At 37.5% G+C, this 25079-nt stretch carries 21 protein-coding genes; 11 read left to right on the top strand and 10 right to left on the bottom strand.

The features are described 5' to 3' along the window. The first annotated feature begins 42 nt into the window (after nucleotides 1-42). Complete coding sequence (locus ACK4HO_RS03020; protein ID WP_409662371.1) at nucleotides 43-5082, top strand: LamG-like jellyroll fold domain-containing protein; 5040 nt, start codon at nucleotides 43-45, stop codon at nucleotides 5080-5082. Nucleotides 5083-5176: 94 nt separating this feature from the next. On the opposite strand, the gene hisS is transcribed toward ACK4HO_RS03020, so the two are convergent. After that, nucleotides 5177-6535 carry a histidine--tRNA ligase gene (gene hisS / locus ACK4HO_RS03015; protein ID WP_409662368.1) on the bottom strand — a complete coding sequence of 453 codons (1359 nt, stop codon included), beginning with the start codon at nucleotides 6533-6535 and terminating at the stop codon, nucleotides 5177-5179. 158 nt (nucleotides 6536-6693) lie between these two features. Here hisS and ACK4HO_RS03010 point away from each other — a divergent pair, with 158 nt between their 5' ends. Next, entirely contained in the window at nucleotides 6694-7938 is a 1245-nt protein-coding gene (locus ACK4HO_RS03010; protein WP_409662366.1) for an ABC transporter permease, read from the top strand. A gap of 20 nt (nucleotides 7939-7958) precedes the next feature. Here ACK4HO_RS03010 and prmC read toward each other — a convergent pair whose 3' ends face one another. After that, nucleotides 7959-8846, bottom strand: coding sequence for a peptide chain release factor N(5)-glutamine methyltransferase (gene prmC, locus ACK4HO_RS03005; RefSeq protein WP_409662363.1), 888 nt, complete (start codon nucleotides 8844-8846; stop codon nucleotides 7959-7961). Continuing rightward, nucleotides 8847-9323: a GNAT family N-acetyltransferase gene (locus tag ACK4HO_RS03000; protein WP_409662360.1), complete on the bottom strand. Its 477-nt coding sequence runs from the start codon at nucleotides 9321-9323 to the stop codon at nucleotides 8847-8849. It lies immediately after the preceding gene. Between the two features lie 152 nt (nucleotides 9324-9475). Between ACK4HO_RS03000 and ribD the strand changes: the two genes are divergently transcribed. Genes ribD through ACK4HO_RS02985 form a run of 3 tightly spaced genes read left to right on the top strand, consistent with a single transcriptional unit; the run spans nucleotide 9476 to nucleotide 11758 of the window. Then, nucleotides 9476-10504, top strand: a complete 1029-nt coding sequence (gene ribD, locus ACK4HO_RS02995; protein ID WP_409662585.1) for a bifunctional diaminohydroxyphosphoribosylaminopyrimidine deaminase/5-amino-6-(5-phosphoribosylamino)uracil reductase RibD — start codon at nucleotides 9476-9478, stop codon at nucleotides 10502-10504. A 3-nt stretch (nucleotides 10505-10507) separates the two neighbouring features. After that, a complete protein-coding gene (locus ACK4HO_RS02990) occupies nucleotides 10508-11119 on the top strand; it encodes an HAD family hydrolase (RefSeq protein ID WP_409662357.1) in 612 nt (203 codons plus the stop codon). A gap of 30 nt (nucleotides 11120-11149) precedes the next feature. Next, a complete protein-coding gene (locus ACK4HO_RS02985; RefSeq protein ID WP_409662582.1) occupies nucleotides 11150-11758 on the top strand; it encodes an IMPACT family protein in 609 nt (202 codons plus the stop codon). Here ACK4HO_RS02985 and ACK4HO_RS02980 read toward each other — a convergent pair. Beyond that, on the bottom strand, nucleotides 11755-12153 hold the full coding sequence (locus tag ACK4HO_RS02980; RefSeq protein WP_409662354.1) for an acyl-CoA thioesterase: 399 nt from the start codon (nucleotides 12151-12153) through the stop codon (nucleotides 11755-11757). The genes ACK4HO_RS02985 and ACK4HO_RS02980 overlap by 4 nt on opposite strands. Nucleotides 12154-12340: 187 nt before the next feature. Between ACK4HO_RS02980 and dnaA the strand changes: the two genes are divergently transcribed. Genes dnaA through ACK4HO_RS02965 form a run of 3 tightly spaced genes read left to right on the top strand, consistent with a single transcriptional unit; the run spans nucleotide 12341 to nucleotide 14994 of the window. Continuing rightward, entirely contained in the window at nucleotides 12341-13768 is a 1428-nt protein-coding gene (gene dnaA, locus ACK4HO_RS02975) for a chromosomal replication initiator protein DnaA (RefSeq protein ID WP_121311646.1), read from the top strand. Between the two features lie 39 nt (nucleotides 13769-13807). After that, the gene (locus ACK4HO_RS02970; protein ID WP_409662351.1) at nucleotides 13808-14275 is read left to right on the top strand and encodes a low molecular weight protein-tyrosine-phosphatase; all 468 of its coding nucleotides are present in this window, start codon (nucleotides 13808-13810) and stop codon (nucleotides 14273-14275) included. After that, nucleotides 14272-14994 carry an SAM-dependent methyltransferase gene (locus ACK4HO_RS02965; protein WP_409662348.1) on the top strand — a complete coding sequence of 241 codons (723 nt, stop codon included), beginning with the start codon at nucleotides 14272-14274 and terminating at the stop codon, nucleotides 14992-14994. Before ACK4HO_RS02970 ends, ACK4HO_RS02965 begins: the two co-directional genes overlap by 4 nt. A gap of 13 nt (nucleotides 14995-15007) precedes the next feature. On the opposite strand, the gene ACK4HO_RS02960 is transcribed toward ACK4HO_RS02965, so the two are convergent. From ACK4HO_RS02960 to dapF, 5 genes are all read right to left on the bottom strand, one after another. After that, on the bottom strand, nucleotides 15008-15643 hold the full coding sequence (locus tag ACK4HO_RS02960) for a peptidoglycan-binding protein LysM (protein WP_409662345.1): 636 nt from the start codon (nucleotides 15641-15643) through the stop codon (nucleotides 15008-15010). A gap of 97 nt (nucleotides 15644-15740) precedes the next feature. Further along, the gene (locus ACK4HO_RS02955; protein ID WP_409662343.1) at nucleotides 15741-16652 is read right to left on the bottom strand and encodes a DUF2279 domain-containing protein; all 912 of its coding nucleotides are present in this window, start codon (nucleotides 16650-16652) and stop codon (nucleotides 15741-15743) included. Between the two features lie 3 nt (nucleotides 16653-16655). Continuing rightward, nucleotides 16656-17684 (bottom strand): endolytic transglycosylase MltG, encoded by a 1029-nt coding sequence (gene mltG, locus ACK4HO_RS02950; RefSeq protein WP_409662341.1) that lies wholly within the window; start codon nucleotides 17682-17684, stop codon nucleotides 16656-16658. Between the two features lie 21 nt (nucleotides 17685-17705). Further along, nucleotides 17706-18233 carry a GNAT family N-acetyltransferase gene (locus tag ACK4HO_RS02945; RefSeq protein WP_409662338.1) on the bottom strand — a complete coding sequence of 176 codons (528 nt, stop codon included), beginning with the start codon at nucleotides 18231-18233 and terminating at the stop codon, nucleotides 17706-17708. After that, nucleotides 18227-19009 (bottom strand): diaminopimelate epimerase, encoded by a 783-nt coding sequence (dapF, locus tag ACK4HO_RS02940; RefSeq protein WP_409662336.1) that lies wholly within the window; start codon nucleotides 19007-19009, stop codon nucleotides 18227-18229. Before dapF ends, ACK4HO_RS02945 begins: the two co-directional genes overlap by 7 nt. A 133-nt stretch (nucleotides 19010-19142) precedes the next feature. Between dapF and ACK4HO_RS02935 the strand changes: the two genes are divergently transcribed. From ACK4HO_RS02935 to ACK4HO_RS02925, 3 genes are all read left to right on the top strand, one after another. Beyond that, the gene (locus tag ACK4HO_RS02935; RefSeq protein ID WP_409662333.1) at nucleotides 19143-20531 is read left to right on the top strand and encodes a S1C family serine protease; all 1389 of its coding nucleotides are present in this window, start codon (nucleotides 19143-19145) and stop codon (nucleotides 20529-20531) included. A gap of 179 nt (nucleotides 20532-20710) precedes the next feature. Then, nucleotides 20711-22159 carry a glyceraldehyde-3-phosphate dehydrogenase gene (locus ACK4HO_RS02930; protein WP_409662330.1) on the top strand — a complete coding sequence of 483 codons (1449 nt, stop codon included), beginning with the start codon at nucleotides 20711-20713 and terminating at the stop codon, nucleotides 22157-22159. Between the two features lie 139 nt (nucleotides 22160-22298). Next, on the top strand, nucleotides 22299-22676 hold the full coding sequence (locus tag ACK4HO_RS02925) for a hypothetical protein (RefSeq protein ID WP_409662327.1): 378 nt from the start codon (nucleotides 22299-22301) through the stop codon (nucleotides 22674-22676). 52 nt (nucleotides 22677-22728) lie between these two features. Here the strand turns inward: ACK4HO_RS02925 and ACK4HO_RS02920 are convergent, their stop codons facing one another. Continuing rightward, entirely contained in the window at nucleotides 22729-24993 is a 2265-nt protein-coding gene (locus tag ACK4HO_RS02920) for an aconitate hydratase (protein ID WP_409662324.1), read from the bottom strand. Nucleotides 24994-25079 lie beyond the last annotated feature (86 nt).

Below are 25079 nucleotides of genomic sequence, written 5' to 3'. Positions count from 1 at the left end.
ACCTTCATTTAAATAACAAAGCAATTTTCAAGCCCCAGAATTATGAAAAATTTATTACTTAAATTAGAAAAAAATTCAATTTTACTATTAGTCCTATTTACTGTAACTATAGGATATGGACAAAACAGAACACAAACTTATACAAGCAGCAGCTCATTTACTGTACCTGCCGGAGTAACCCAAGTAACTGTGGAAGCTTGGGGTGGCGGTGGAAAAGGAGGATCAAGATCCAATGTTAATACTGCAGGTGGCGGTGGTGGCGGTGGCGCTTATGCTAAAAAAGTTGTTACAGTAATTCCGGGAAACACATATACCGTTAATGTTGGTGTAGGAAGCACAACTACTATCACAACTACAAGTTCCGATTCTTGGTTTGATACTAATACAACGATTTTAGCTAAAGGTGGTTCAAGTGTTGGAGATAATATCAATGCTGGAGCTGCAGGTGGTTCAGATACCAATTCAATTGGTGATGTAGTAAGAAAAGGAGGTAAAGGATCAAATGGAAGTTCAGGAAATTATGGTGGCGGTGGTGGATCATCTGCCGGGATAGGAATAGTAGGTAATGACGCAACCAATGCTACCGGTGCAACCGCTCCAACAGGTGGTGGCAAAGGAGGTAATGGAGCAACATCAAACGCCGATGCACAAAATGCCGGAGCAATAAATGGAGCCGTTTCACCCGGTGGTGGTGGTGGTGGCGCCAGAAAAGATAACGGCTCAACCAAATACGGAGGAAGCGGAGCTAATGGACAAATTATCATAAGCTGGGACGAACCGGAAATCAACCTTACAGGAAATTCTGTTTCAATCGTTGATGGTGATGCTACACCCACAACTTCAGACTGGACAGATTTTGGTTCAACAGATATAAACATTGGATCTGTGACTAGAACTTTTACCATAGAAAATACCGAAACAGCTAGTTTAAGCATAGGAACTATAACTATTGGAGGTGTAAATGCTGCAGATTTTACTGTAACAACTTTACCAAGTTCATCTGTAGCTGGAGGAAGCAGCACTACATTTGTTGTAACTTTCAATCCAAGCACTAACGGATTAAAATCGGCTACCGTTTCAATTGTAAATGGTGATAGTGATGAAAATCCATATAACTTTTCTATTCAAGGAAATGGATTTACCACATTGACCAATGGTCCAGGTGGTGTGACTTCAGACTTACAATTATGGTTACGTGCCGATTTAATAAACGGAACAACCAATGTTTCAGATAACACAGCTGTGAACACATGGAATACCCAAGCCCTTGGAACTGATGCGGTAAAACCAACAAATGTAGGAGCACCGGTTTACAGAAACAATGCCACACACAATCTGAATTTTAATGCCGTAGTTGACTTTACAAATAATTACAATACCGCACCACAAGTTTACACCGACAATGACGGCACAAGACAATATTTAAAAGGAACGGAAGGTTTCTACAGCAATGATATGTTTGTAGTACTAATGCCTGATACCAATGTAACTTCAAGCCTTGCCAGTATGGATATTTTTTGTGGTGATCAAATCCCGGGTACTCAAGAAACAGATGCTTCCGGTCTTGGCTATGGAAATTACACCGCTCGTTTTACAAATGAATTACTTGCCTATGGTTTAGGCACTAGTGGAAAATATGGCGTTGGTCATATTAGCACATCAGCTTCCTACAATTCAGTCGGAATTATCAATGCATACAATAACACCGCTAATACCGGAATGCAATTAAATTTTAACGCCAATAATGTGGCCAATACTGAAGTGAATACAGCTACTTATGGGAATGTAGCCAACAGTCAATACTGGATTGGAAGAAGTGAAGGTTGGGATGGTAGTTTAGACGGAAGAATTGCCGAAATTATTACCTACAGCTCAAGAAAAAACGATGCTTCTGAAAGAAATAAAATTGAAACTTATTTAGCGGTTAAATATGGTATTACGTTAGGCGTAAATGGTACTTCAAAAGATTATGTCGCTTCAAACGGAACGACAATCTGGAGTACTTCAGCTAACACCGGGTTTAACTACAATATTGCAGGAATTGGTCGTGATGATGCTTCTAAACTAAACCAAAAGCAATCGAAAAGTTCTAACGCAAATACCGTTTTAACAATTGGTCTAACAACCATTGCTGCAACAAATACTGCCAACACCAACACTTTTGATACAGATCTAAAGTATTTGGTTTGGGGTGATAATGGTGAAAACATGAGTGACTCTGGCACTGACCTATCAGTAACTTTTGGTTCTTCAACCGTGACTACTTTAACCGATTTACCCAATAAAAAATGGAAAGTTGTAGAAACCGGTGGCGATGTTGGAACCGTTAAAGTATCATTGGCCTCAGCTGACTTACTAAGCTTACCGGCTTTGAGTGGAAATGATGCCTATGTAATGGTAGTTGCTACAAATGCAACTTTTACTACAGGCGTTGAAACCGTATTCTTGTCAACTGAAGGTGCTAACCAAGTGGCGAGTTATGATTTTGACGGTACAAAATACATCACTTTTGGTGTAGCCCACGAAACCATTTTACCTAGACATATTTCACTAGACGGTAGCGATGACAATGTTAAAATTGACGCCGTAAATGATTTACCGGGAACATTCTCAATGATGGTTTGGGTTAGGCCTATTGGTCAAAACGACGCTGCCACCGACAGAACTATTGTTTCAAAATACAACGGAACAACCGGTTACAAAGTATATTTAGGAACAGACAACAAAGTAAACGTATCATGGATTGGCGGAACAACTCTCACTTCAAGTGTAGCATTGCCAAATGCTGTTTGGCATAATATTGCTGTAGTCTATTCAAGTGGTGATATCAAGCTTTACATTGACGGTGTATTAGATTCAACTGTAACATCTGCAGCTCCTACTGCCAGCAGTAATATGTTCTCTATCGGTGGTGAATACAGAAACAAAACTGATATTAGAAACCTTTTCAAAGGAGATATTGATGAGTTAAGAATGTTCAGCTCCGCTTTAACTTTGGCAGAAATCAGATTCATTATGAATCAGGAAATTTTACAAAACAGCACAGGAATTAAAGGTACTGTTATGCCTACAACTATAACCAAAAATGATATCAGTGGCCTAACTTGGTCAAGTTTATATGCCTACTACACTATGAACTCCTACATCGGAACTCATTTAAATGATGACTCTGCCAATAATAACAGAGGAAGTCTTGTTATTCCGGATAAAATAACAATCTCGGTTCAAACTGCTCCAATGCCTTATGAAAGTGCTGCCAACGGATTGTGGTCAAATACCGCAACCTGGTCAAATGGTGATTCACAAGATTTACCTTCAAGCCTATCTATTGTTGATAATGCTAAAACTATCGATTGGAATATCGTTAGAACAAGTCATAATGTAAGCTCAACCGGAAACAAAACTTTACTCGGCCTTGCAGTAGAAAGCAACACTATATCTGCTGAAAATGACACCAAAATTGAAGTCTCTCATTATTTGAAACTAAATGGTAAAATTGATTTAGTAGACAAATCACAATTGGTACAAACCACCGACAGTGATATAGAGGTTACCAGCTCAGGTTCTATTGAAAGAGACCAACAAGGACAATCGAATACTTATAACTACAATTATTGGTCTTCTCCGGTGAGTACTATTAACAATACTACCATCAATCACGGCTATACTGTGGCCGGAGTAATGAAAGACGGAACAACTACAACACCTCAAAACCTTAACTGGTCAAGCGGAGTAGATGGCGCACCAACCAGCCCAATAACTTTGGCCAGCTATTGGATATTCAAATTCCAAAACTACACTAATGACTATGCAAACTGGTCTGCTGTAGGCCCTGACGGTTCCCTTTTAGCAGGTCAAGGCTATACTATGAAAGGTTCTGCTGCTTTAACCGGTAACCAAAACTATACTTTTGTGGGTAAACCAAATAATGGCACAATAACTTCAACTGTTTCACCCGGCAATTTAAACCTATGCGGAAATCCTTTTGCTTCAGCTATTGATGCGGACCAATTCATAGACGATAACGTAGCCAGTATAACAGGAACATTATACTTCTGGGAACATTATAACACTAATAATTCTCACAACACTGTGGAATACCAAGGCGGTTATGCAACCTATACTAAAGTGGGCGGAACAGCACCGGTTGCACCAACAGGTGTTAGTGGATTAGGTTCAAGTAGTAAAACAGCCAAAAGATTTATTCCTGTCGGACAAGGTTTCTTTGTAACCGGAACAGCAACAGGCGGAACCATCACTTTCAACAATAACCAAAGAATCTTTGTGAAAGAAGACAACACCAACTCATATTCTTTGTACAGAAGTAATGCTGCACCAACAGTAAATAACGACGCAAACTATAACAACAGCGAAGATACTTTCTCTGAAGAACAATTCATGAAATTAAGACTAGGATACAACTCTGCCGATAACTATCACAGAGAAATACTATTAGGCTTTATGAATGAAAATGCAACAGCCGGTTTTGACAATGGATACGATGCTTTGAGCATTGAAGCCTTAACCAACGATATGTACTTTATGCAAGGCGAAACCAAACTAAACATTCAAGGTGACGGTGCATTCAATGTCAATACTATTTATCCGCTAGGCGTGAAAAATGCTACCCAAGGAATGGTAAAGTTTGCCGTTAACAACAAAGAAAACTTTGAAGAAAACCAAGACATCTTTATCTATGATAATGAAACGCAAATCTACCACGACATCAAGTCTGAAGATTTCGAAATCAGTTTGCCTGTTGGAACATTTGACACAAGATTCTCATTGAGATTCCTTAACCCTACAGCTTTAGGAACTGATGAAAATGTATTACAAAACGGTGTTGCTATAACCCACTCGCAAGTAGACAATATGGTGAACATCAACAATGAGTTACAACAAGTTTCCATCAAATCGGTAGCGTTGTATAATTTACTGGGACAACAAGTGATTTCATGGAAATTAGACGACCAAAACCAATCAACTATGCATTTACCGATTAGCGGAGTTAGCGCCGGTGGATACATCGTGAAAATCGCCACCGATAAAGGTGACATAACTAAGAAAATCCTAATTAAGTAGTTTTTTATATTTATTTGACCCGAAAAAACGCTCTGCAAAAGTGGAGCGTTTTTTTAACTAAAAGCCCCAAACTTTATGCTGATACTTCTAACACTTAAGCTAATTTCTCTAAAATACCCGATAGATCGGTTTCCAATTGTTCGCCGGATTTTAGGTTCTTAAAAATAAAAGAATCACCCTTGATTTCTTTTACTACAAACGGAATATTTCTTCGCTCTGCATGCTTGAATTGCTTGTCAATCTTAGCCGCATCGGGATAGAATTCTGCTTTGATGTTTTTACTGCGCAAAATGGTGATGGCTTTCATGGCTTCAAAAGCTTGGCTTTCGCCAAAATTTAAAAACATCACTTGAGTCGAAGTCGTAACGGTTTGTGGAAACAAATTCAGCTCTTCGAGCACCAAATAAATTCGGTCAAGCCCAAAAGAAATGCCCACACCACTCATATTTTTCAAACCGAAAATACCGGTCAAGTCATCATATCTTCCGCCGCCGCCAATGGAACCCATCGAAACGCCTTCCGGTGCCGAAACTTCAAAAATAGCTCCGGTGTAATAATTTAATCCACGCGCTAAAGTCACATCTAAATCCAAATTGGCTTTTTGCAGACCCAATTTAGTTACGTTGTCACAAATAAAACGCAGCTCTTCAATTCCCTTTTTGCCTTCTTCAGAAGTGGAAAGTAAACCTGAAAGTTTTTCTAATTTCTCCGAAATCGTTCCTGTGAAACTGAACAAAGGTTGTACTTTGACCAAAGCGCTTTCCGAAATACCTTTTTCAATCATTTCCTTTTTAACGCCTTCCTCTCCTATTTTGTCGAGCTTATCCAAAGCCACGGTAAAGTCAATCAATTTATCAGAAGCGCCAATCACCTCAGCGATGCCCGATAATATTTTTCGGTTATTGATTTTAATAGTAACACCATTCAACCCTAACTCCGCCAAAACCGAATCGTACAATTGCACTAACTCAACTTCTTGCCATAACGAAGTGGAACCAACCACATCAGCATCACATTGGTAAAACTCTCTGAATCTTCCTTTTTGAGGTCTATCCGCTCGCCAAACCGGTTGGATTTGGTAACGCTTAAACGGAAACTCAATCTCGCTTTGGTGTTGCACAACATAACGCGCAAATGGTACGGTTAGGTCGTAACGTAGGGCTTTTTCGGAAATCTTTCCGGTAAGCTTTTTATAATTTATATTTTGCAATTCTTCCGAAGAAACTTTATCCAAATAATCTCCCGAATTCAATATCTTAAAAATCAAACGGTCGCCTTCTTCCCCGTATTTGCCCATCAAGGTTTCGGAGTTTTCAAACGAAGGTGTTTCTATCGGTTGGTAACCAAATTTCTCAAAATGCGAACGCATCAACGAAATGATATAGTTGCGTTTGGAAACCTCTGCGGGTGAAAAATCTCTGGTACCTTTGGGAATACTTGGTTTTTGTGCCATTTTGATATTAGATTTTAAATATTAGATTTTAAATATTTCATATCTGATACTTGATATTTAAAATTCATTTGGCAAATATCTTATTTTTTAAAACTATTTTCCACAACCTACTCAATATTCTTGTAACAAAACCTGTATTTTAGTGTCAAATTACCGTTATGATTGGATTATTAAGAGAAAATGTAAAAATCGCATTGGGTTCAATTCGAACACAATTGCTCCGCACAGTACTAACGGTTATCATTATCGCCATTGGAATTACGGCTTTGGTTGGCATTCTGACTGTGGTAACCGCCATCGAATACAACCTTAATTCGAGCTTTGCCTCGATGGGTTCAAATACCTTTAATATCAATCAATACGAATTCAGAAACCGTCGTAGTGGTGGTGAAGTACAAAAAATCAATCCGATTATTACTTATACCGAAGCCAAAACCTTCAAAGAAAAATACGATTATCCTTTAACGCAAACATCACTGTCTTTCGTCGCCACTTCAGCAGCTGAAGTCAAATTCGAAAACCAAAAAACTGATCCGGAGATTTCCGTTTTAGGTATTGATGAGCATTTCTTGAGCAATTCAGGTTTAGAAATTACCCAAGGGCGTAGCTTCAATACTTTCGATATTTCCAATAATGTTTATGCTTGCATCGTCGGCTCTGATTTTATTTCCGATGACGGTCTGTTAAGAGATGTCAATCCCCTCGATAAAATCCTGACCATTCGCGGCGCCAAATTCAGAGTAATTGGCGTGTTAAAAGAACAAGGTTCTACTTTTGGCAACAGCCAAGATTTAAGGATAATGATTCCTATTCAAGTAGCACGTTCCATGTTTTCAGCACCTAGCATCAATTATTCCTTGAGCATGAAAGTGGTAAATAAAGAATTTTTGGATGAAGCCATTGACGATGCTTTAATCACCATGCGAAAAGTGAGAAGACTAAATCCGGTGGAAGACAACAATTTTGCCATTTCCAGAAGTGATGATTTAATCAACCGAATTGCCGATTTGGCCGGTTATTTAAACCTTTCCGCTTGGGTAATCGGAATTATTACCATATTGGGTTCTTCCATCGCTTTGATGAATATTATGATTGTTTCCGTAACCGAAAGAACGCGTGAAATAGGAGTTAGAAAATCGCTCGGCGCTACAAAACGAACCATTGCCATGCAGTTTTTTATTGAGACTTTAACCATCGGACAAATCGGTGGAATTTTTGGAATCATCTTCGGAATCTTGGTTGGTTTTTTAATCTGTTTGAGTGCCGGCTGGGATTTTGTAATTCCGTGGGGCGCCATTATGGCCGCTTTTGCAACGAGTTTTGTGGTAGCTTTGGTTTCCGGATTGTATCCTGCGATTAAAGCATCACAGTTGGATCCGATTGAGGCGTTGCGCTATGAGTAAGGCGAATTCAGTGTTCAGTTTTATAGTGCTGCCGAAATCATTCGTTCGTTACCATAAATATCTTTTATCAACGTAACATTTTTGAAACCAAAACTTTCCACCAATGCAACCGTTTCTTTCCCGAGATACTGATTGATTTCGAAGTATAATTTTCCGCTTGACGTTAGATTCTTTTGAGCCAATTCAGTTATTTTTCGATAAAAAAGCAAAGCATCATTGTCCTCTACAAATAGTGCCAAATGTGGTTCAAATTCTAAAACATTCGGGTTAATTTCTGCTTTTTCCAAATTCCGAACATACGGTGGATTAGAAACAATAATGTCAAAGAAAGTTGGAAGTTGGAAGTTGGAAGTTAGAAGTTGTTTTAAATCATTTATTTTTAAAATATCAACATTTATAAAATTCACTTTAACATCGTTAAGTTCACCATTTTTTCGGGCTGTAGCCAATGCTTTTTCGGAAATATCAATCGCATAAACTTCAGCATTCGGTAAATTCTTTTTTAAAGCTATCGGAATACAACCACTGCCTGTTCCAACATCTAAAATTCTTACTATTGCCTCTTGCCTATTGCCTCTTGCCTCTTCCTTTAAAATTAACTCAACCATTTCTTCCGTTTCCGGTCGTGGAATTAAGACATTTTCATTGACTAAAAAAGGTAAACCATAAAACTCGGTTTCTCCTAATATATACTGAATCGGTTTGTAACTTTTTAAATCAGAAACTATACTTTTCCATTGTTTCAGATGGATTCCATCAATTACTGTTTCAGGTTTTAGCGCTAAATCTATGCGCTTCAAACCATGTAGCTTTTCTAATATCAAATAAAAAAAACTCTCGATTTCCTTTTCATCATACAAAGAAGAAAGCTCGTGAAGAAAAGTCGTTTTGTAATTTTTGAGTAGCATCTATAAATTTTTAATCATCCAAACCGGACAAGTCGTGTGACCGGTATTACCCAAAGGCGCGCAAAGGTATTCAAAACCCATTTTTTTATACAAATTTTGAGCAGCTAACATTTCGGGTAAAGTTTCGAGATAACATTTTTCGTAGCCGAACTCAGTGGCTTTTTCCAAACATTTTTGAATCATTTGAGAACCAATGCCTTTTCCTCTTGCTTCGTGCAAAAAGTACATTTTCTGCAATTCGCAGATATTCTCAGTTGAATTTTCCAGTTGACTCACGCCTGCTCCACCGATAATTTTGCCATTATTCTCGACTACAAAATAAGTCGCTCTCGGCTTTTCATAGGCTTCAAACATAAAATCCAATTGCACATCTGCAAAAGCAGTTCCGGTTTTGGGGAAATTATCTGAAATAAAAACTTCACGAATTACTGCTGCAATTTGTTGATTGTCTTCTTTTTGGATTTCTCTGATAATCATTTTATCTAATCTTAGTGTTTACAAAAATAGCGCAATTGTTCAAACCACATAATAACATAGAAATAATAATCACTGAGAGTCGCTATGCTCAAAATAGATTTCTATATTTCTATGGGGTAAAAACTAAACAGATAAAATCCTATTTTTGTATGATGAATACTCACGAGTTCTACATAAATCGCTGCCTTCAATTGGCCAAAAATGGTTTAGGAACAACCTATCCAAATCCTATGGTTGGTAGTGTAATTGTTTTTGACGGCAAAATTATCGGAGAAGGTTGGCATCGAAAATCCGGAGAACCACATGCCGAAGTCAACGCAATTAATTCGGTAAAAGACAAATCCCTTTTGGCGAAAGCCACGATTTATGTATCACTGGAACCTTGTAGTCATTTTGGCAAAACACCACCATGTTGTGATTTAATCATCCAACATAAAATTCCTAATGTAGTAATTGGAACCGTTGACCCCAACAGCAAAGTCGCCGGAAGCGGAATCAAAAGATTAATCGAAAACGGTTGTCATGTAACGGTTGGTGTTTTAGAAAATGAATGCACAGAATTGAACAAACGCTTCTTTACATTTCACAATAAAAAACGACCTTATATTATCTTAAAATGGGCCGAAAGTAAAGACGGTTTTATCGCGCCTTTGACCAAAGAGAAAAAAGAACCGGTCTGGATTTCAAATGTTTTTTCCCGTCAATTAACGCATAAATGGCGAAGTGAAGAACAGGCAATTTTGGTTGGAACGCAAACGGTTTTGGACGATAACCCCAAATTGGATGTTCGCGATTGGACAGGAAATAATCCGATTAGGATAGTTTTAGAGAGAACCGGAAAAATTACTAGCGACCATTTTGTAAAAGACGGAAAAACAAAAACCATCATCATTACGGAGCAAGAAAATTTAACATCTGACGAGAATATTATTTATGAAAGTGTTATCTTTGATAACCAGCTAACCAAGAAAATAATCGATATTTTATACAAATACGGCATACAGTCTGTCATTGTTGAAGGTGGAAAGCAAACACTTCAAACTTTTATAGACAATAATCTTTGGGATGAAGCTAGAGTCTTTATTGGAAATATTTTCTTGAACGAAGGTGTAAAAGCGCCTTTGTTGAATGGAATTTCCAAAGTAACCGACTTAAAGGGCGACGAACTTAAACTTTTTTAAACCATGATTAACACTATAATTTTTGATTTTGGCGATGTCTTTATCAACCTTGAAAAAGAAAAATCGGTTGAAGAGTTTAAAAAGTTAGGTCTTGATGGCCCAAATGAAGTGTTGTTGGCCCAAAATGATTTGTTTGAAAAAGGCAAAATAACCGACGTTCAATTTGTTGAGAGTTTTCACCAATTTATTCCCAATGCCTCAATCGAGGAAATTACAAAAGCATGGAATTCGGTTATCGGAGATTTTCCGCTGTACCGTTTAGAATTTTTGCAATTGTTATCCAACAAATACCGCTTATTTCTTTTAACCAATACCGATTCGATTCACATCAACCGCTTTGAGCATAAAGTTGGTATGTCATTTTACTCCGATTTTTACCATTGCTTTGAAAAAGTGTATTATTCTTATGAAATGGGCATGCGAAAACCTCAGCCGGAAATTTTTACTACAATAATGAATAAACACGACTTGTCACCAAAACGAACTTTATTTGTAGATGACAAGAAAGAAAACACCGAGGTAGCCGAAAGTCTTGGACTTCATGTCTGGAATTTACAAGTTGGCCAAGAAGATGTGGTGAATTTGTTTGACCAAAAGCATTTACCTTTCTCTTAATTTCAATGGCAATTACAATTTTCAATAACAATTTCATTGAAAGACACCTATAATACTATTGCTTCTCCATCTGCAGAAATACTGTATAAAGAAAAAAACAGCAAGTTTTTTGGCTATGCCTATCCGGTAACCAATGAAGCAGAAATCAAAATTCACTTAGAACAATTGCGAAAGCAACATCACGGCGCAGTCCATTTTTGTTACGCGTTTCAACTCGGAACAGAAACTTTAACTTTTCGGGCCAATGATGACGGCGAACCCAGTAATTCAGCGGGTATGCCAATTTACGGGCAAATTCAGTCTTTTGAACTTACCAATATATTAGTAGTAGTGGTTCGTTTTTTTGGCGGAATCAAATTGGGCGTTGGTGGCTTAATCTCTGCTTACCGAACCGCAGCGCAAATGGCTCTAGAAGAAGCTGACATAATAGAAAAAACCATAGATTTTCATTACCTGATTTCCTTTGATTACAAAAACATGAACAAAGTCATGCGAGTCATTAAAGAAAAAAACCTAAATATCATCAACCAAAAAATGGCCGAAAGTTGCCAAATTGAAATCGCCACCCGAAAAAAAAATGCCGAAAATATAGTCGACATTTTTAGTAATCTGTTTGAAATTAAGATTCAAAAAATCTAATCATTCATGATGTCCAAAATGTATTGCGGAGGCGCAATAGGTTTTCCCAAATTTATGTCCACAAAAACGAGTATAAAATGTGCAGTTGTTAATAACTCGTCCTTTTCATTGCGAATTTCACAATCGAATTCTATCTTCACTGAGGATTGACTTTTGAACTTGGTAATCACTGTAAGTAAGTCGTCATAACGTGCTGGTTTTTTGTAATTTATCGTCATTGAAACAATGGGTAGCGCAATTCCGCTTTCTTCGAGTGATTTATATGAAATCCCTTTGTTTCTAAGCCATTCCACGCGTCCCATCTCAAAATAGGGCACATAATTACCATGATAAACTACACTCATTTGATCGGTTTCCGAGTACCGAACTCTAACTTGAATTTGATGTTCTTTCATCTGTTTTTTTTGCTTTTAATCTATAATCAAACTTCTCCGTACAACAATATTTTTAAAAAATCAATACCATTTAAATTTTTTTTAACGAATTTTATTCACATATTTGTTATCCCGAAAAACATGATGATTTTCATTGTCATTTTTGTCAAAATAACCTATCAATAAATACTATAATTTTAACCAAAATATGAGCAAAACTGCGCAATCGGTATGGGAAAACTGTCTTGAGTTCATAAAAGACAATATTCAAGAGCAAGCTTTCAAAACTTGGTTTGAACCGATTAAGTCAGTTGAACTTACAGACAACGCTTTGTACATTCAAGTCCCTAGTAAATTTTTCTACGAATGGCTCGAAGAACACTACGTTAAATTATTGAAGGTAGCGTTAACCAAAGAACTCGGAAAAAACGCAAAGTTACTCTATAAAATCAAAATGGAAAACACTTATGGCAATAAACAACCGTTTACGGAACAATTGCCAAGTGCGCACCGCAGCCCGATAAAATCACAAGACGTTGATGCTCCTTTTAAAAACCTGAATCCTGAACTGAAAAATCCTTTCGTAATTCCGGGTATCAGAAATTTAAAAATCGAGTCTCAATTAAATCCAAATTACAGTTTCGACAATTTCCTTGAAGGCGATTCTAACCGCTTAGCGCGCTCTGCCGGTATGGCTGTAGCCAATAAACCTGGTGGAACTTCTTTTAATCCGCTATTGATTTTTGGTGGTGTTGGTTTAGGAAAAACCCACTTAGCACACGCTATTGGGGTTGAAATCAAAGATAAATACCCAGAAAAAACCGTGTTGTATATTTCTGCTGAAGTATTCACGCAACAATATATTGACTCGGTTAAGAAAAATAACAGAAATGACTTTATTCATTTCTACCAATTAATCGATGTGTTGATTATTGACGACGTTCAATTCCTTTCCGGAAAATCAGGAACTCAAGATGTATTCTTCCATATCTTTAATTACTTACACCAAAATGGAAAACAAGTAATCCTAACTTCGGATAAGGCACCAGTTGACATGCAAGACATCGAACAACGATTGTTGTCGCGTTTCAAATGGGGATTGTCTGCCGAGTTACACCAACCGGATTACGAAACCAGAATTTCTATCTTAAAAAATATTCTATACCGCGACGGCGTTGAAATGCCCGAAGAGATTGTAGAATACGTAGCCAGAAACATCAAATCTAACGTGAGAGAATTAGAAGGCGCGATTATTTCATTGATTGCCCAATCGTCTTTCAACAAAAAAGAAGTGACTTTGGATTTGGCAAAAAGTGTGGTAGAAAAATTCGTTAAGAATGTCAAACGCGAAATTTCTATCGATTATATCCAAAAAGTAGTTTCGGATTATTTCCAATTGGATGTGGATACTTTACAATCCAAAACCAGAAAACGTCATGTGGTGCAAGCCCGTCAATTGGCGATGTTCTTTGCTAAGAAATTTACCAAATCTTCTTTGGCCAACATCGGTTCACAAATTGGAGACCGTGATCACGCTACCGTTTTACACGCATGTAAAACCGTTGACAACTTGGTTTCTACAGACAAACAGTTCAAAAAATTTGTAGAAGATATTCACAAAAAATTATCGCTATAATTTGCTTTTTGACTAAGTTTGCAGCTTAGAAAAAATACTATGCCCGTTAAAATTTTAATGGTATGTTTAGGTAATATTTGCCGATCTCCATTGGCAGAAGGTTTGCTTGCATCCAAACTTCCCCAAGATAAATTTATAGTAGATTCTGCCGGAACCGGTAATTATCATATTGGCAAACAACCCGATCAACGTTCCATTTTGGTAGCCCAAAAAAACGGGTTGGATATTACCAATCAAAGAGGCAGACAATTCACTTCCAAAGATTTTGACGAATTCGATTACATCTATGTGATGGATAGTTCGAATTACGATAACGTCATTGATTTGGCCAAAACAGAAGCCCAAAAAGCAAAAGTTGACATGATATTAAACCATCTTTTTCCCGGGGAAAATGTCGATGTTCCTGACCCGTATTACGGTTTGCAAAACGGCTTTGATATGGTGTATGAAATGCTGGATGAAACCTGTGCTATTTTGGCCAAGAAATTGATTGAAAAACACCCATGAACCCAACAATTTTAAAAGGAAAACTGTATTTGATTCCGACCACTTTGGGCGAAATGAATCCGCATGATGTAATGCCGCAATCGGTAAAAAGAGCTATTGATTTTATTGACACTTATATCGTAGAAAACGAAAAAACCGCTCGAAAATTCATCAAATCGGTCAATCCTGAAAAAGTTCAAGCGAGTTTAAAATTATCGGCACTCAACAAACACACAGACATTTCCGAACACAATGCTATGATTGCACCCTGCTTGAATGGAATTAACGTCGGATTGATGAGCGAAGCCGGTTGTCCCGGAGTAGCTGATCCAGGAGCGGTGATTGTGAAGTTAGCGCATGAAAAAGGCATTCAGGTGATTCCTTTGGTTGGACCATCTTCTATCTTATTGGCGATGATGGGTTCGGGTATGAACGGACAGAGTTTTGCTTTTAATGGTTATTTGCCTATTGAAAAAAGCGAGAAGAAATCGGCACTAAAAAACTTTGAAAAGTTATCCCACGATAAAAATCAATCTCAGCTTTTTATTGAAACACCTTACCGTAACAATAAATTGTTAGAGGATATTCTGCAAGCGTTACAGCCCAATACTCATTTGTGCATTGCAACTGATATCACTTTGCCAACTGAGTACATTAAAACGTTCCGAGTAGCCGATTGGAAAAAAACAAAGGTCGATTTACACAACCGACCTACTATTTTTATTATCCATAAGTTTTAAAAGAAAAACGAAATTATTTCACTTTGGCATTTTTGATGGCTTTGATACCATTCGTTTCGAATCCGCCAAAGTCTTTAAGATAAGTTCTTACTGAAGTACCGTATTCATCTTTGCATTTTTTGGCGCCTCTAGAATTCAGAAAACGTTTCACGGAACCGGTTCCTCCTAAATGCGCTGCGGCTAAAATACCGGATTCGGTAATTTTAACACCGTCAATTATTTTTCCTTCAAAGTCTTTGATGTACTTTCGTAACTCGTATTTGTTTTTAGAAAGCAACGTTATAAAAGCTTTCTCTTGTAGTTTTGGATTATTTAAGAAAGTTGAACTATCGTGAATACCGATTGACTTAAGAGTTTCAACCCCAAATTGGTATTTACCTAAATACCCTAAAGTATTAATTTTTTTGTATTTCCCTTGTGATTCTTTGTGAGCAATGGCATCCTTATAGCCAATAAAATACTTGCCCTTAAATGGGACTGTAGAACTAAAAAAGTCTATGTTGTTTTCAGAAGGAAAGACGTATAAAAGTCTTTTATTTTCATCAACACGAAAACCGAAGTTGATTGGGGAATTGTATGGTTTAAAACCTGAGCTTATAAAAGCTACTACTAGTAGGATTGATGTGTAAAAAATTCCTTTTTTTATCATTTAAAGTTATTTCTCAAGCGCTGTCACCGACATGAAATTTCCGACTGCAAATATACAACTTAATTTATAAAATTGAATATCAAGCAGTTAAACTACTCTAAAAGTAGATTAAGTGCATCTTCGAACCACCGCAACCCCTTATTTCAAACGTTGGAGCCGGAATTTTAATGGAATTGAAAATTGTTAAAATTGTCTTAACAAAATGGGATTTGGTTTCAATTTTCGTCAGATCAACGTCGAGACTGAGGTAAAATTGACGGAATCTTTTGCTTTCCGGAAGGAAAATGGTATTGACCAATTCGTCTTTGCCGGTAATCATTCCTTCCGCGCCATAACCGATGGCAATATTCAACCATTTCGGAATTTTTGAAGTCTTGGTAAACGAATGAATGTTAGCCGAAAGCCAATAAGTTTGTCCGTTGTAATCTTTTAGAATTTGTTCCGACAATGAACTGCCCAAAACATTAGGTCGAGCTGAGGCATATAGCGTTGTGTGAAAAGAAAATTTGGGTACAATTCGTTGCTCTTTCCAAAGCAATTCTTGTGAAACAAATAAAGCAGTTCCGGAAACATTCGCTGCAACATCTCCTAAAGACGCACCCCAATTCGCGGAATAGCCATCAAAAATCTCAACAGTGGTTAGGAAAGCCAAACCCAATGTTGAACCGTAAATCAATTGACTTTTTCTGCTAGAACCACTCCATTTCAAAGCATTGGCACCAAAACTACCCAAATGGTAAGATGAAAAAACATGTCCGGCTTTGTCCATTTGCAGCCATTCGGCATTGTCATTAATAAAATGAAAATCGGAACGCGGATAATCGGCATACCAAAGTTGGTTTAACCCAATTAAAGCAGTTACACCAATCGCAGCTTCAGAAATAACTAGGGTTTTGAGTCGGGTTTTATTTAAAGTGTCCGAAGGTTTGAGAAAGTTTTCTATACCATTTTGTGCCCAAAGCAAACTCGAGCAGCATAAAAACAGAATTATGTAATGCTGCTTTTTCAAAGATTAGCGTTTGGTTCCTTGGGCATTCATCCAATCGGCATATTTCTTGGCATTCACGTTGTGCTGTTCCATAGTGGCGGCAAACTCGTGGTAACCAAATTTTTCAACGCTCGCACAAAAATAAAGATAATCATGCTTTTCCGGATTCAAAACCGCATCAATCGCATCAATGTCGGGCATAGCGATTGGCCCTGGTGGCAAACCTAGATTTTGATAAGTATTGTATGCCGAAGCTATAAACAAATCTTTGTACAACACTCTTTTGATTATTCGGTCAAAATCATTGTCTCGTAATTTTAAAGCATAAATTACTGTTGGATCCGCTTGCAACTTCATTCCGTCTCTTAAACGATTTAAATAAACACCGGCTACTGTTGGTCTTTCGCTTTTCTTTACGGTTTCTTTGTGAACGATTGAAGCTAAAGTAATGGCTTGTACCGGCGTTAAATTTAATTCAGTCGCTTTGGCAATTCTTTCTTTGGTCCAAAACTTATTGTATTCATCCAACATTTTATCCCTGAATTTCTCTGCCGATATGTTCCAGTAAAACTCATAAGTATTAGGCAAAAACATGGCAAATACATTTTCTTTGGTAAACCCGTTTTTCTCTAAAAATGCTGTGTCACGGAAAGTCGCCAGTAATTTAGTGGTATCAGGTTCAATTTGAGCACTGATTCGTTCGCATAAATTCTCTAATCTTTCTTGGTTGTTGAAAGCCAATTTGACCGGTACGTTTCTTCGCATAGTGGCTACCAATTGAAATGCGCTCATGCCTTTCTTCAATAAAAACCTACCCGCTTTTACATTTTCAGGATAGGAACGAAGACTGGCGATAGTTTCAAAGTCACTCATGTTTTTTACATAAGGCGAAAGGATTCGCTGCACGTCTTCGTATTTAGAATCGGTTGGGATTTCAACAAATACTTCCTCTTTTTCAAAAGTGGTATTTGACGTGAAAAATTTGATATAAATAACCGCTACAAAAACGATAAAAGTAATGGCTAAAACTTTGAAGATTTTACTTTTGTTCAAAACCGAGACTGTTTTTAAGATTTATTTTTTAATTAACTGAAAAAGTGCTTCGTCATGAAAGACATTGTTAATGCGAATCCAATCTTTTTTGACGCCAATTTTTTCAAACCCAAATGTAGTAAAAAGAGCTAAACTCGCTGTATTATCGGTGCCAATATTTGCAAACAATTGGTGTAATTGCAACTGCTGAAAAGCATAATCAATCACCAAAGCTAAAGCCTCTTTACCAAAACCACTATTTCTTTCGGTTTCATATTGAATGATAATGCCAACGCCAGCGCGTTGATTCTTTGGATCAAAATCAAATAAATCGATTAAACCAATGGCTTCAGAAGTTTCGTTTTTGCAAATGGCTAAGCGCAATTGCTTGGCTTCATAAATATCCTGATGCGCATTTTCCAAATATTGCCGAATGAGAAACTTGCTATACGGCGTTTGTGTATTGCTCACTTCCCAAATATTTTCGTCGTTTTCAATAGCATAGATAAACTCTAAATCTTCCGGTTCAAGTGCTCGTAAATAAATGGTATTTCCTTGAAGCGTTACCATTCTATTTCCCCTTCAAAAACAAAAGTCGCCGGACCTTTTAAAAAAACATTAGTGTATTTATCGCCTTCTTTCACAAAAGAAACTTCGAGTTTTCCGCCTTCAACGTCTAAATAAATATGATGAGCTGTTGTTTTTCCTATTGCGTGCATGGCAATTGCTGCCGCTGTTGCTCCTGTTCCGCAAGACAAAGTTTCATCTTCAACGCCACGTTCGTAAGTGCGCAACGCAAAATGATTCTCCGAAATTTGGCTCACAAAATTGACATTGGTTCCAGGTTTTCCATACAAATCGGAATATCGTATTTGGGCTCCGACACTTTTTACATCATAATTTTTCAAATCTTCAACCATCATTACGTGGTGTGGTGAACCCGTATTCAGAAAAACATAGTCGCTTTCAATTTTTACAAAATCTACTGTTTTCATACCAAGCGAAACAATTCCGTTATCAAAAATAGAGGCATGGTGAGGACCGTCAGTTGCTATAAAATCGGTATCCTCTTGTATCACATTCAAACTTTTGGCGAAAGCCACCAAACATCGACCACCATTGCCACACATGGAACTTTCGTTTCCATCGGAGTTGTAATAAACCATAAGAAAATCGGTTTCGCTGTCATTCTCTAAAAGAATTAATCCGTCTGCGCCAATTCCGAAACGTCGGTCGCACAGTTTTTCGATAAGTTTAGTGTCTTTTTTTGGAAAAAAATCATTCCGATTGTCAATCATGACAAAGTCGTTTCCTGTTCCTTCGTATTTGTTAAAAGTGATTTTCATAGTCGTGATAAGTGACACAAAGATAGCAAAATTTAAGATTGACTTAAAAATTGTTAAACGAGCGTTAAAGCCTATTTGAAGAAAAAATGAAAGTTTATAATTTTACGATACAATAATTTAAATGTTAATGACTATGAAACGATTATCAAGTTTATTTTTGGTTTCTTTATTAAGCGGTGCCACTACACTTGGAGCTTACAAATTATTTATGGAAGGGAAAAGCAATCGCGATTCGATTGTGACCTTGGCTTCCAATAACAGTAGAAACGTTGGTTTATCAGGGGAAGCCATTGACTTCACTGAAGCAGCCGAAAATGCTATTCATACTGTTGTTCACGTAAAAAATGTCTCTGTTAGAACCGTTTCCAATCCGATTATGGAATATTTCTACGGACAACGTGGCGGACAACAACAAGAGCAAATCGGAACCGGTTCGGGCGTAATTATTTCTGAGGATGGTTATATCGTAACCAACAATCACGTGATTAAAGACGCGACCGAATTGGAAGTGACTTTAAACAACAACAAATCCTATAAAGCCAAACTTATCGGAACCGATTCAAAAATGGATATTGCTTTGTTAAAAATCAGTACCGATGAAAAACTACCATACTCCACTTTTGCCGATTCAGACCAAGTGAAAGTCGGAGAATGGGTTTTGGCGGTCGGAAATCCGTATAATTTAAATTCCACCGTAACTGCCGGAATTGTTTCGGCCAAAGCCAGAAATTTAGACAACAGAAACGGTATTCAATCTTTCATCCAAACCGATGCAGCGGTTAATCCCGGAAATAGTGGTGGTGCTTTGGTAAATACCCGTGGAGAATTAATCGGAATCAACACGATGATTTCCTCTCCAACAGGAAGTTATGCCGGATATTCTTTCGCCGTTCCGTCTAATATCACTCGTAAAATTATTGAAGACATCATGGAATTTGGTGGAGTACAACGGGGCATTTTGGGTATTGAAGGTTCGGAATTGAACAGTAGAACTTCAAAAGAATTTGGCATCAATGATACTGAAGGTTTCTACATTAACAAGGTAACCAAAAAATCCGGCGCCGAAAAAGCAGGTTTAAAAAGCGGCGATGTCATCAAAAAATTAGACAATCAAAAAATCAGTTCGTTTGCTGAATTGACCGGTTATATCAATACTAAAAGACCAAATGACCAAGTACAAGTGACTTTTGTTAGAGATGGTGAAACTAAAACTGCTTCAGTGACTTTGATTAAAAATGACATTTTCACCACCGAATTCAAAGGATTGGAATTAGAAAACATTGATGCCACTGATAAAAAGAAATACCGAATTGACTATGGCGTTCGCATAAAAGAAATCAACAACGAAAATTTGAAACCTTATTATGACCAATTAAAAGGCAACATCATCCTTTCGGTAGACAATGTCAAAGCTACTGATGTGGAAACCATCTCCGGATTTTTAAACAAAAAAGACGAAAATCAAAGTGTCAGCATTCAAATGATTAACCGAATGGGACAAGTGATTCAAGTCATCATATAATAATCATCTTACTTACTTTTGTAAAAAGCCGGTCCGATAAAGGATTGGCTTTTTTTATTGTTAAATATTTACGAAATCGTTTTCGTAAAACACTTCTATTTTATACTTTTGCGCCAAATTTAAAAAGTTCCTGAAATAAATTTAGGATAAACAACACAAACTAAACTCTTTTCTTTTTTATGAACAGCAACACTTTATACGAGAAGGAATTATCATTTCAAGCCGACAGGCGAAAGGCAGGCGTAGAATTTATCAAGATTATCAGTGATTTATGGTATGATAAATCTATTGAGTTGGTTCTTTTCAGAAACCAATTAATCGACCGAAATGTAAGTGATATCATCAATTTACATGAGTATGCCGGAGAATTTGTTCAAAAGCCTATCAATGTTTTTGATTCGGTTGAGATTGCCAAAGCAATTTTAAATTTAGATTTACCACCTTCGCGAATTGACATTGGTAAACTGACTTATGAATACCATTTAGAAGACAACAAATACCACGATGCCAGAGCTTTTGTTATTGACAAATTGAGAAATGCCAAAGATTCGCAAAACATCAAACCTAAAGATGTGGTTTTGTATGGTTTTGGGCGAATTGGTCGTTTGTTAGCACGTGAAATGATGAGCAAAATAGGGAAAGGACAGCAATTGCGTCTTCGCGCGATTGTAACACGTGACCGAAATGATGCTACTTCGTTAGAAAAAAGAGCTTCTTTATTGCGTTATGATTCGGTTCATGGAGATTTTGAAGGTTCAGTTCAGGCAGATGTTGAAAATAACGCTCTGATTATCAATGGAACTACAGTTCATATCATCACTGCAAATGCTCCGGAAGAAATTGATTACACACAATATGGTATCGAAGATGCTTTACTGATAGACAATACCGGCGCTTTCACTACAGAAGAAGCGCTGAAACGTCATTTGGTTTCTAAAGGTGTCAGCAAAGTATTATTGACTGCTCCTGGAAAAGGGGTTCCGAATATCGTTTATGGAGTAAACCATAATGACCACAATCCGGATACCGTTGATATTTTCTCTGCAGCTTCTTGTACCACAAACGCTATAACTCCTATTTTAGCAGCTGTTGAAGAAACTTTAGGTGTTGTAAAAGGACATTTAGAAACGATTCATGCATATACGAATGACCAAAACTTAGTGGATAACATGCATAAAAAATACCGTCGTGGTCGTGCTGCTGCTTTAAATATGGTAATTACAGAAACCGGAGCCGGAAGTGCTGTGGCAAAAGCTTTACCGAGTTTGGCCGGAAAATTAACTTCGAATGCGATTCGTGTTCCTGTTCCGAATGGTTCATTGGTTGTTTTGAATCTGGAAGTTGGCAAAGAAACTTCCATTGATGAAGTAAATGCCATCATGAGAAAATATGCTTTAGAAGGTGAATTGGTAGAGCAAATAAAATATTCGTTGAATAACGAGTTGGTTTCTTCCGATATCGTGGGCACTTCTGCCCCATCCATTTTTGACAGCAATGCAACCATTGTTTCCAATGACGGAAAAAATATAGTATTATATGTTTGGTATGACAACGAATACGGTTATAGCCATCAAGTAATTCGTTTGGCCAAGTATATTGCCAAAGTAAGGCGCTATACTTACTATTAGTAGTTATTAATTCCAAAAATCTCGTTAATCCGGTAGGGTAAAACGAGATTTTTTTGTTTTATAGGATATTAACTGTTGGATGTATTGAAATAATCGTTATTTTTCGGCCTTCAAAACATGCCCCAATAATCAAACATTTATGAAAAAAATAATTTTTAGTCTATTAGTGATGACTTGTTTTGCCTTTTCAGATAATGAAGAGCCAAAGGTAACTACCTACAGTTATGGTCATAACGGCATGGAATATGTAGCCAGAAACAAAAACGGAACCGTAATCATCAGTACGTTCAATTCAAAAATTACAATCCGTCAAGAAATTGCTACTCGAATTTATGAGATGTATTTAGATAAAAAACTGGAAACAGAAAAAAAAATCACGGTATACGGAGACGAGGCTGATGTTACTGGGAAGTGCATCATAAGAAAAAAAGACAACTTAACCACTGTAGATTTTTATTACGAAAGCGTACAATGGTGTTCCGGAAACAAAGAAATTTTTCAAAAGAATATAAAATAAAAAAAAGCTCAACTTAAGTTGAGCTTTTTTTATGCAATATCGTTTCTTCTAATTAAGCTTTTCCGGCTGCTATCAAGTTCAAAGCTGAACCTGCAACAAACCAACCAATTTGGCTATCGTTATAAGTATGGTTTGCCGAGATAGTATCTTTTGAACCATCAGCATGGACAAACTCTAACGTTAATGGTTTACCCGGAGCAAACTCAGTTAAATCTAAGAAATTGATAGTGTCGTTTTCTTGGATTTTGTCATAATCCGCTTCGTTAGCAAAAGTCAAAGCCAACATTCCTTGTTTTTTCAAATTCGTTTCGTGTATTCGGGCAAATGATTTTACCAATACCGCTTTAACGCCTAAGAAACGTGGTTCCATAGCCGCATGCTCACGAGAAGAACCTTCCCCGTAATTATGGTCACCCACAACTATTGATGGAACTCCGGCTGCTTTGTAGGCACGAGCCACTGCAGGAACAGCATCGTAAGCACCAGACAATTGGTTTTTCACTTTATTTGCTTCTTGATTGAAAGCGTTAACCGCTCCTATCAACATATTATTGGAAATATTATCTAAATGGCCACGGAAGCGCAACCATGGTCCGGCCATAGAAATATGGTCAGTCGTACATTTTCCGAAGGCTTTGATTAATAATTTTGCACCTGAAATATTTTTCTCATCCCAAGCGTCAAATGGCGCTAAAAGCTGTAATCTATCCGATGTTGGAGAAACCGCCACTTGCACTGATGAACCATCAGCTGCCGGTGCTTGGAAACCTGCATCTTCTACGTCAAAACCTCTTTTTGGCAATTCGTCACCTGTTGGTGGATTCAATCTTACTTCCTCTCCTTTATCATTTAACAAAGTATCGGTAAGCGGATTGAAAGTCAAATCTCCAGAAATCGCTAAAGCTGCCACCATTTCCGGTGAAGTTACAAAAGCGTGAGTGTTTGGATTTCCGTCGGCACGTTTTGAAAAGTTTCTGTTGAACGAGTGAACGATAGTATTTTTTTCACCTTTATCAGCGCCTGTTCTGTCCCATTGTCCGATACATGGTCCGCAAGCATTCGTGAATACTTTAGTTCCCATTTTTTCAAAAGTCGCTATGATGCCGTCTCTTTCGATAGTGTAACGGATTTGTTCCGAACCCGGATTGATTCCGAATTCTGCTTTTGGCGTGATTCCGTGAGCTACTGCTTGTTCTACAATAGAAGCCGCTCTCGCCATATCTTCATAAGATGAATTGGTACAAGAACCGATTAATCCCCATTCAACTTTTAACGGCCAACCGTTGGCGATTGCTTCTTCTTTCATTTTTGAAACCGGTGTTCCTCTATCTGGAGTAAAAGGACCATTGATATGTGGTTCTAATTCAGAAAGGTTGATTTCGATTAATTGGTCGAAATAAGCAGCAGGATTGGCGTATACTTCGTCGTCACCTGTTAAGTAAGAAGCTACTTTATCGGCAGCATCAACAATATCTTGACGATCTGTTGCGGCTAAATATCTTCTCATCGAATCATCGTAACCAAAAGTTGAAGTCGTTGCTCCGATTTCGGCACCCATATTACAAATAGTTCCTTTTCCGGTACAAGACATGTTAGTGGCACCTTCACCGAAATATTCTACAATCGCACCTGTTCCACCTTTTACAGTAAGGATATCAGCTACTTTTAGAATTACGTCTTTTGGAGAAGTCCAACCGTTTAATTTTCCGGTCAACTTTACGCCGATCAGTTTTGGAAATTTCAATTCCCATGACATTCCCGACATTACGTCTACGGCATCAGCGCCACCAACTCCGATAGCTAACATTCCCAATCCACCTGCATTTACCGTATGTGAATCGGTACCAATCATCATTCCGCCTGGGAAAGCATAATTTTCTAAAACGATTTGGTGGATGATTCCTGAACCCGGTTTCCAGAACCCGATTCCGTATTTGTTAGAAACAGAAGAAAGGAAGTCGAATACTTCTTTTGATTGTGAGTTGGCTACTGCTAAATCGGTTGTAGCGCCAACTTTGGCTTGGATTAAGTGGTCACAGTGTACTGTTGTAGGTACTGCAACGGTCTTTTTTCCGGCGTGCATGAATTGTAATAAAGCCATTTGTGCGGTTGCATCTTGACAAGCCACTCTATCCGGTGCAAAATCAACATAATCTTTTCCGCGAGTGAACGATTGAGAAGGCATTCCTTCCCATAAATGCGAGTATAAAATCTTTTCAGATAAGGTAAGTGGGCGACCAACTAACTCTCGTGCTTTGTCCACACGGGCAGCCATAGTAGCATACACTTTTTCAATCATTTCAATATCAAAAGCCATAATAAATTTTGGTTAATTTGTTTGCAATGCAAATTTACGAAAACGTTATACTTCTGAAAAGTTTTTAATAAAATAAGTTGATTCCG

Source organism: Flavobacterium sp., assembly GCF_046296355.1.
Classification (GTDB): domain Bacteria; phylum Bacteroidota; class Bacteroidia; order Flavobacteriales; family Flavobacteriaceae; genus Flavobacterium.
Note: the sequence above shows the minus strand (reverse complement) of the source record. Positions and strands in the feature narration are given on the sequence as shown.

Coding starts and splice junctions, on each gene's coding strand:
- ACK4HO_RS03020 (WP_409662371.1), top strand. CDS start 43: ATGAAAAATTTATTACTTAAATTAGAAAAAAATTCAATTTTACTATTA.
- hisS (WP_409662368.1), bottom strand. CDS start 6,535: ATGGCACAAAAACCAAGTATTCCCAAAGGTACCAGAGATTTTTCACCC.
- ACK4HO_RS03010 (WP_409662366.1), top strand. CDS start 6,694: ATGATTGGATTATTAAGAGAAAATGTAAAAATCGCATTGGGTTCAATT.
- prmC (WP_409662363.1), bottom strand. CDS start 8,846: ATGCTACTCAAAAATTACAAAACGACTTTTCTTCACGAGCTTTCTTCT.
- ACK4HO_RS03000 (WP_409662360.1), bottom strand. CDS start 9,323: ATGATTATCAGAGAAATCCAAAAAGAAGACAATCAACAAATTGCAGCA.
- ribD (WP_409662585.1), top strand. CDS start 9,476: ATGAATACTCACGAGTTCTACATAAATCGCTGCCTTCAATTGGCCAAA.
- ACK4HO_RS02990 (WP_409662357.1), top strand. CDS start 10,508: ATGATTAACACTATAATTTTTGATTTTGGCGATGTCTTTATCAACCTT.
- ACK4HO_RS02980 (WP_409662354.1), bottom strand. CDS start 12,153: ATGAAAGAACATCAAATTCAAGTTAGAGTTCGGTACTCGGAAACCGAT.
- dnaA (WP_121311646.1), top strand. CDS start 12,341: ATGAGCAAAACTGCGCAATCGGTATGGGAAAACTGTCTTGAGTTCATA.
- ACK4HO_RS02970 (WP_409662351.1), top strand. CDS start 13,808: ATGCCCGTTAAAATTTTAATGGTATGTTTAGGTAATATTTGCCGATCT.
- ACK4HO_RS02965 (WP_409662348.1), top strand. CDS start 14,272: ATGAACCCAACAATTTTAAAAGGAAAACTGTATTTGATTCCGACCACT.
- ACK4HO_RS02960 (WP_409662345.1), bottom strand. CDS start 15,643: ATGATAAAAAAAGGAATTTTTTACACATCAATCCTACTAGTAGTAGCT.
- ACK4HO_RS02945 (WP_409662338.1), bottom strand. CDS start 18,233: ATGGTAACGCTTCAAGGAAATACCATTTATTTACGAGCACTTGAACCG.
- dapF (WP_409662336.1), bottom strand. CDS start 19,009: ATGAAAATCACTTTTAACAAATACGAAGGAACAGGAAACGACTTTGTC.
- ACK4HO_RS02935 (WP_409662333.1), top strand. CDS start 19,143: ATGAAACGATTATCAAGTTTATTTTTGGTTTCTTTATTAAGCGGTGCC.
- ACK4HO_RS02930 (WP_409662330.1), top strand. CDS start 20,711: ATGAACAGCAACACTTTATACGAGAAGGAATTATCATTTCAAGCCGAC.
- ACK4HO_RS02925 (WP_409662327.1), top strand. CDS start 22,299: ATGAAAAAAATAATTTTTAGTCTATTAGTGATGACTTGTTTTGCCTTT.
- ACK4HO_RS02920 (WP_409662324.1), bottom strand. CDS start 24,993: ATGGCTTTTGATATTGAAATGATTGAAAAAGTGTATGCTACTATGGCT.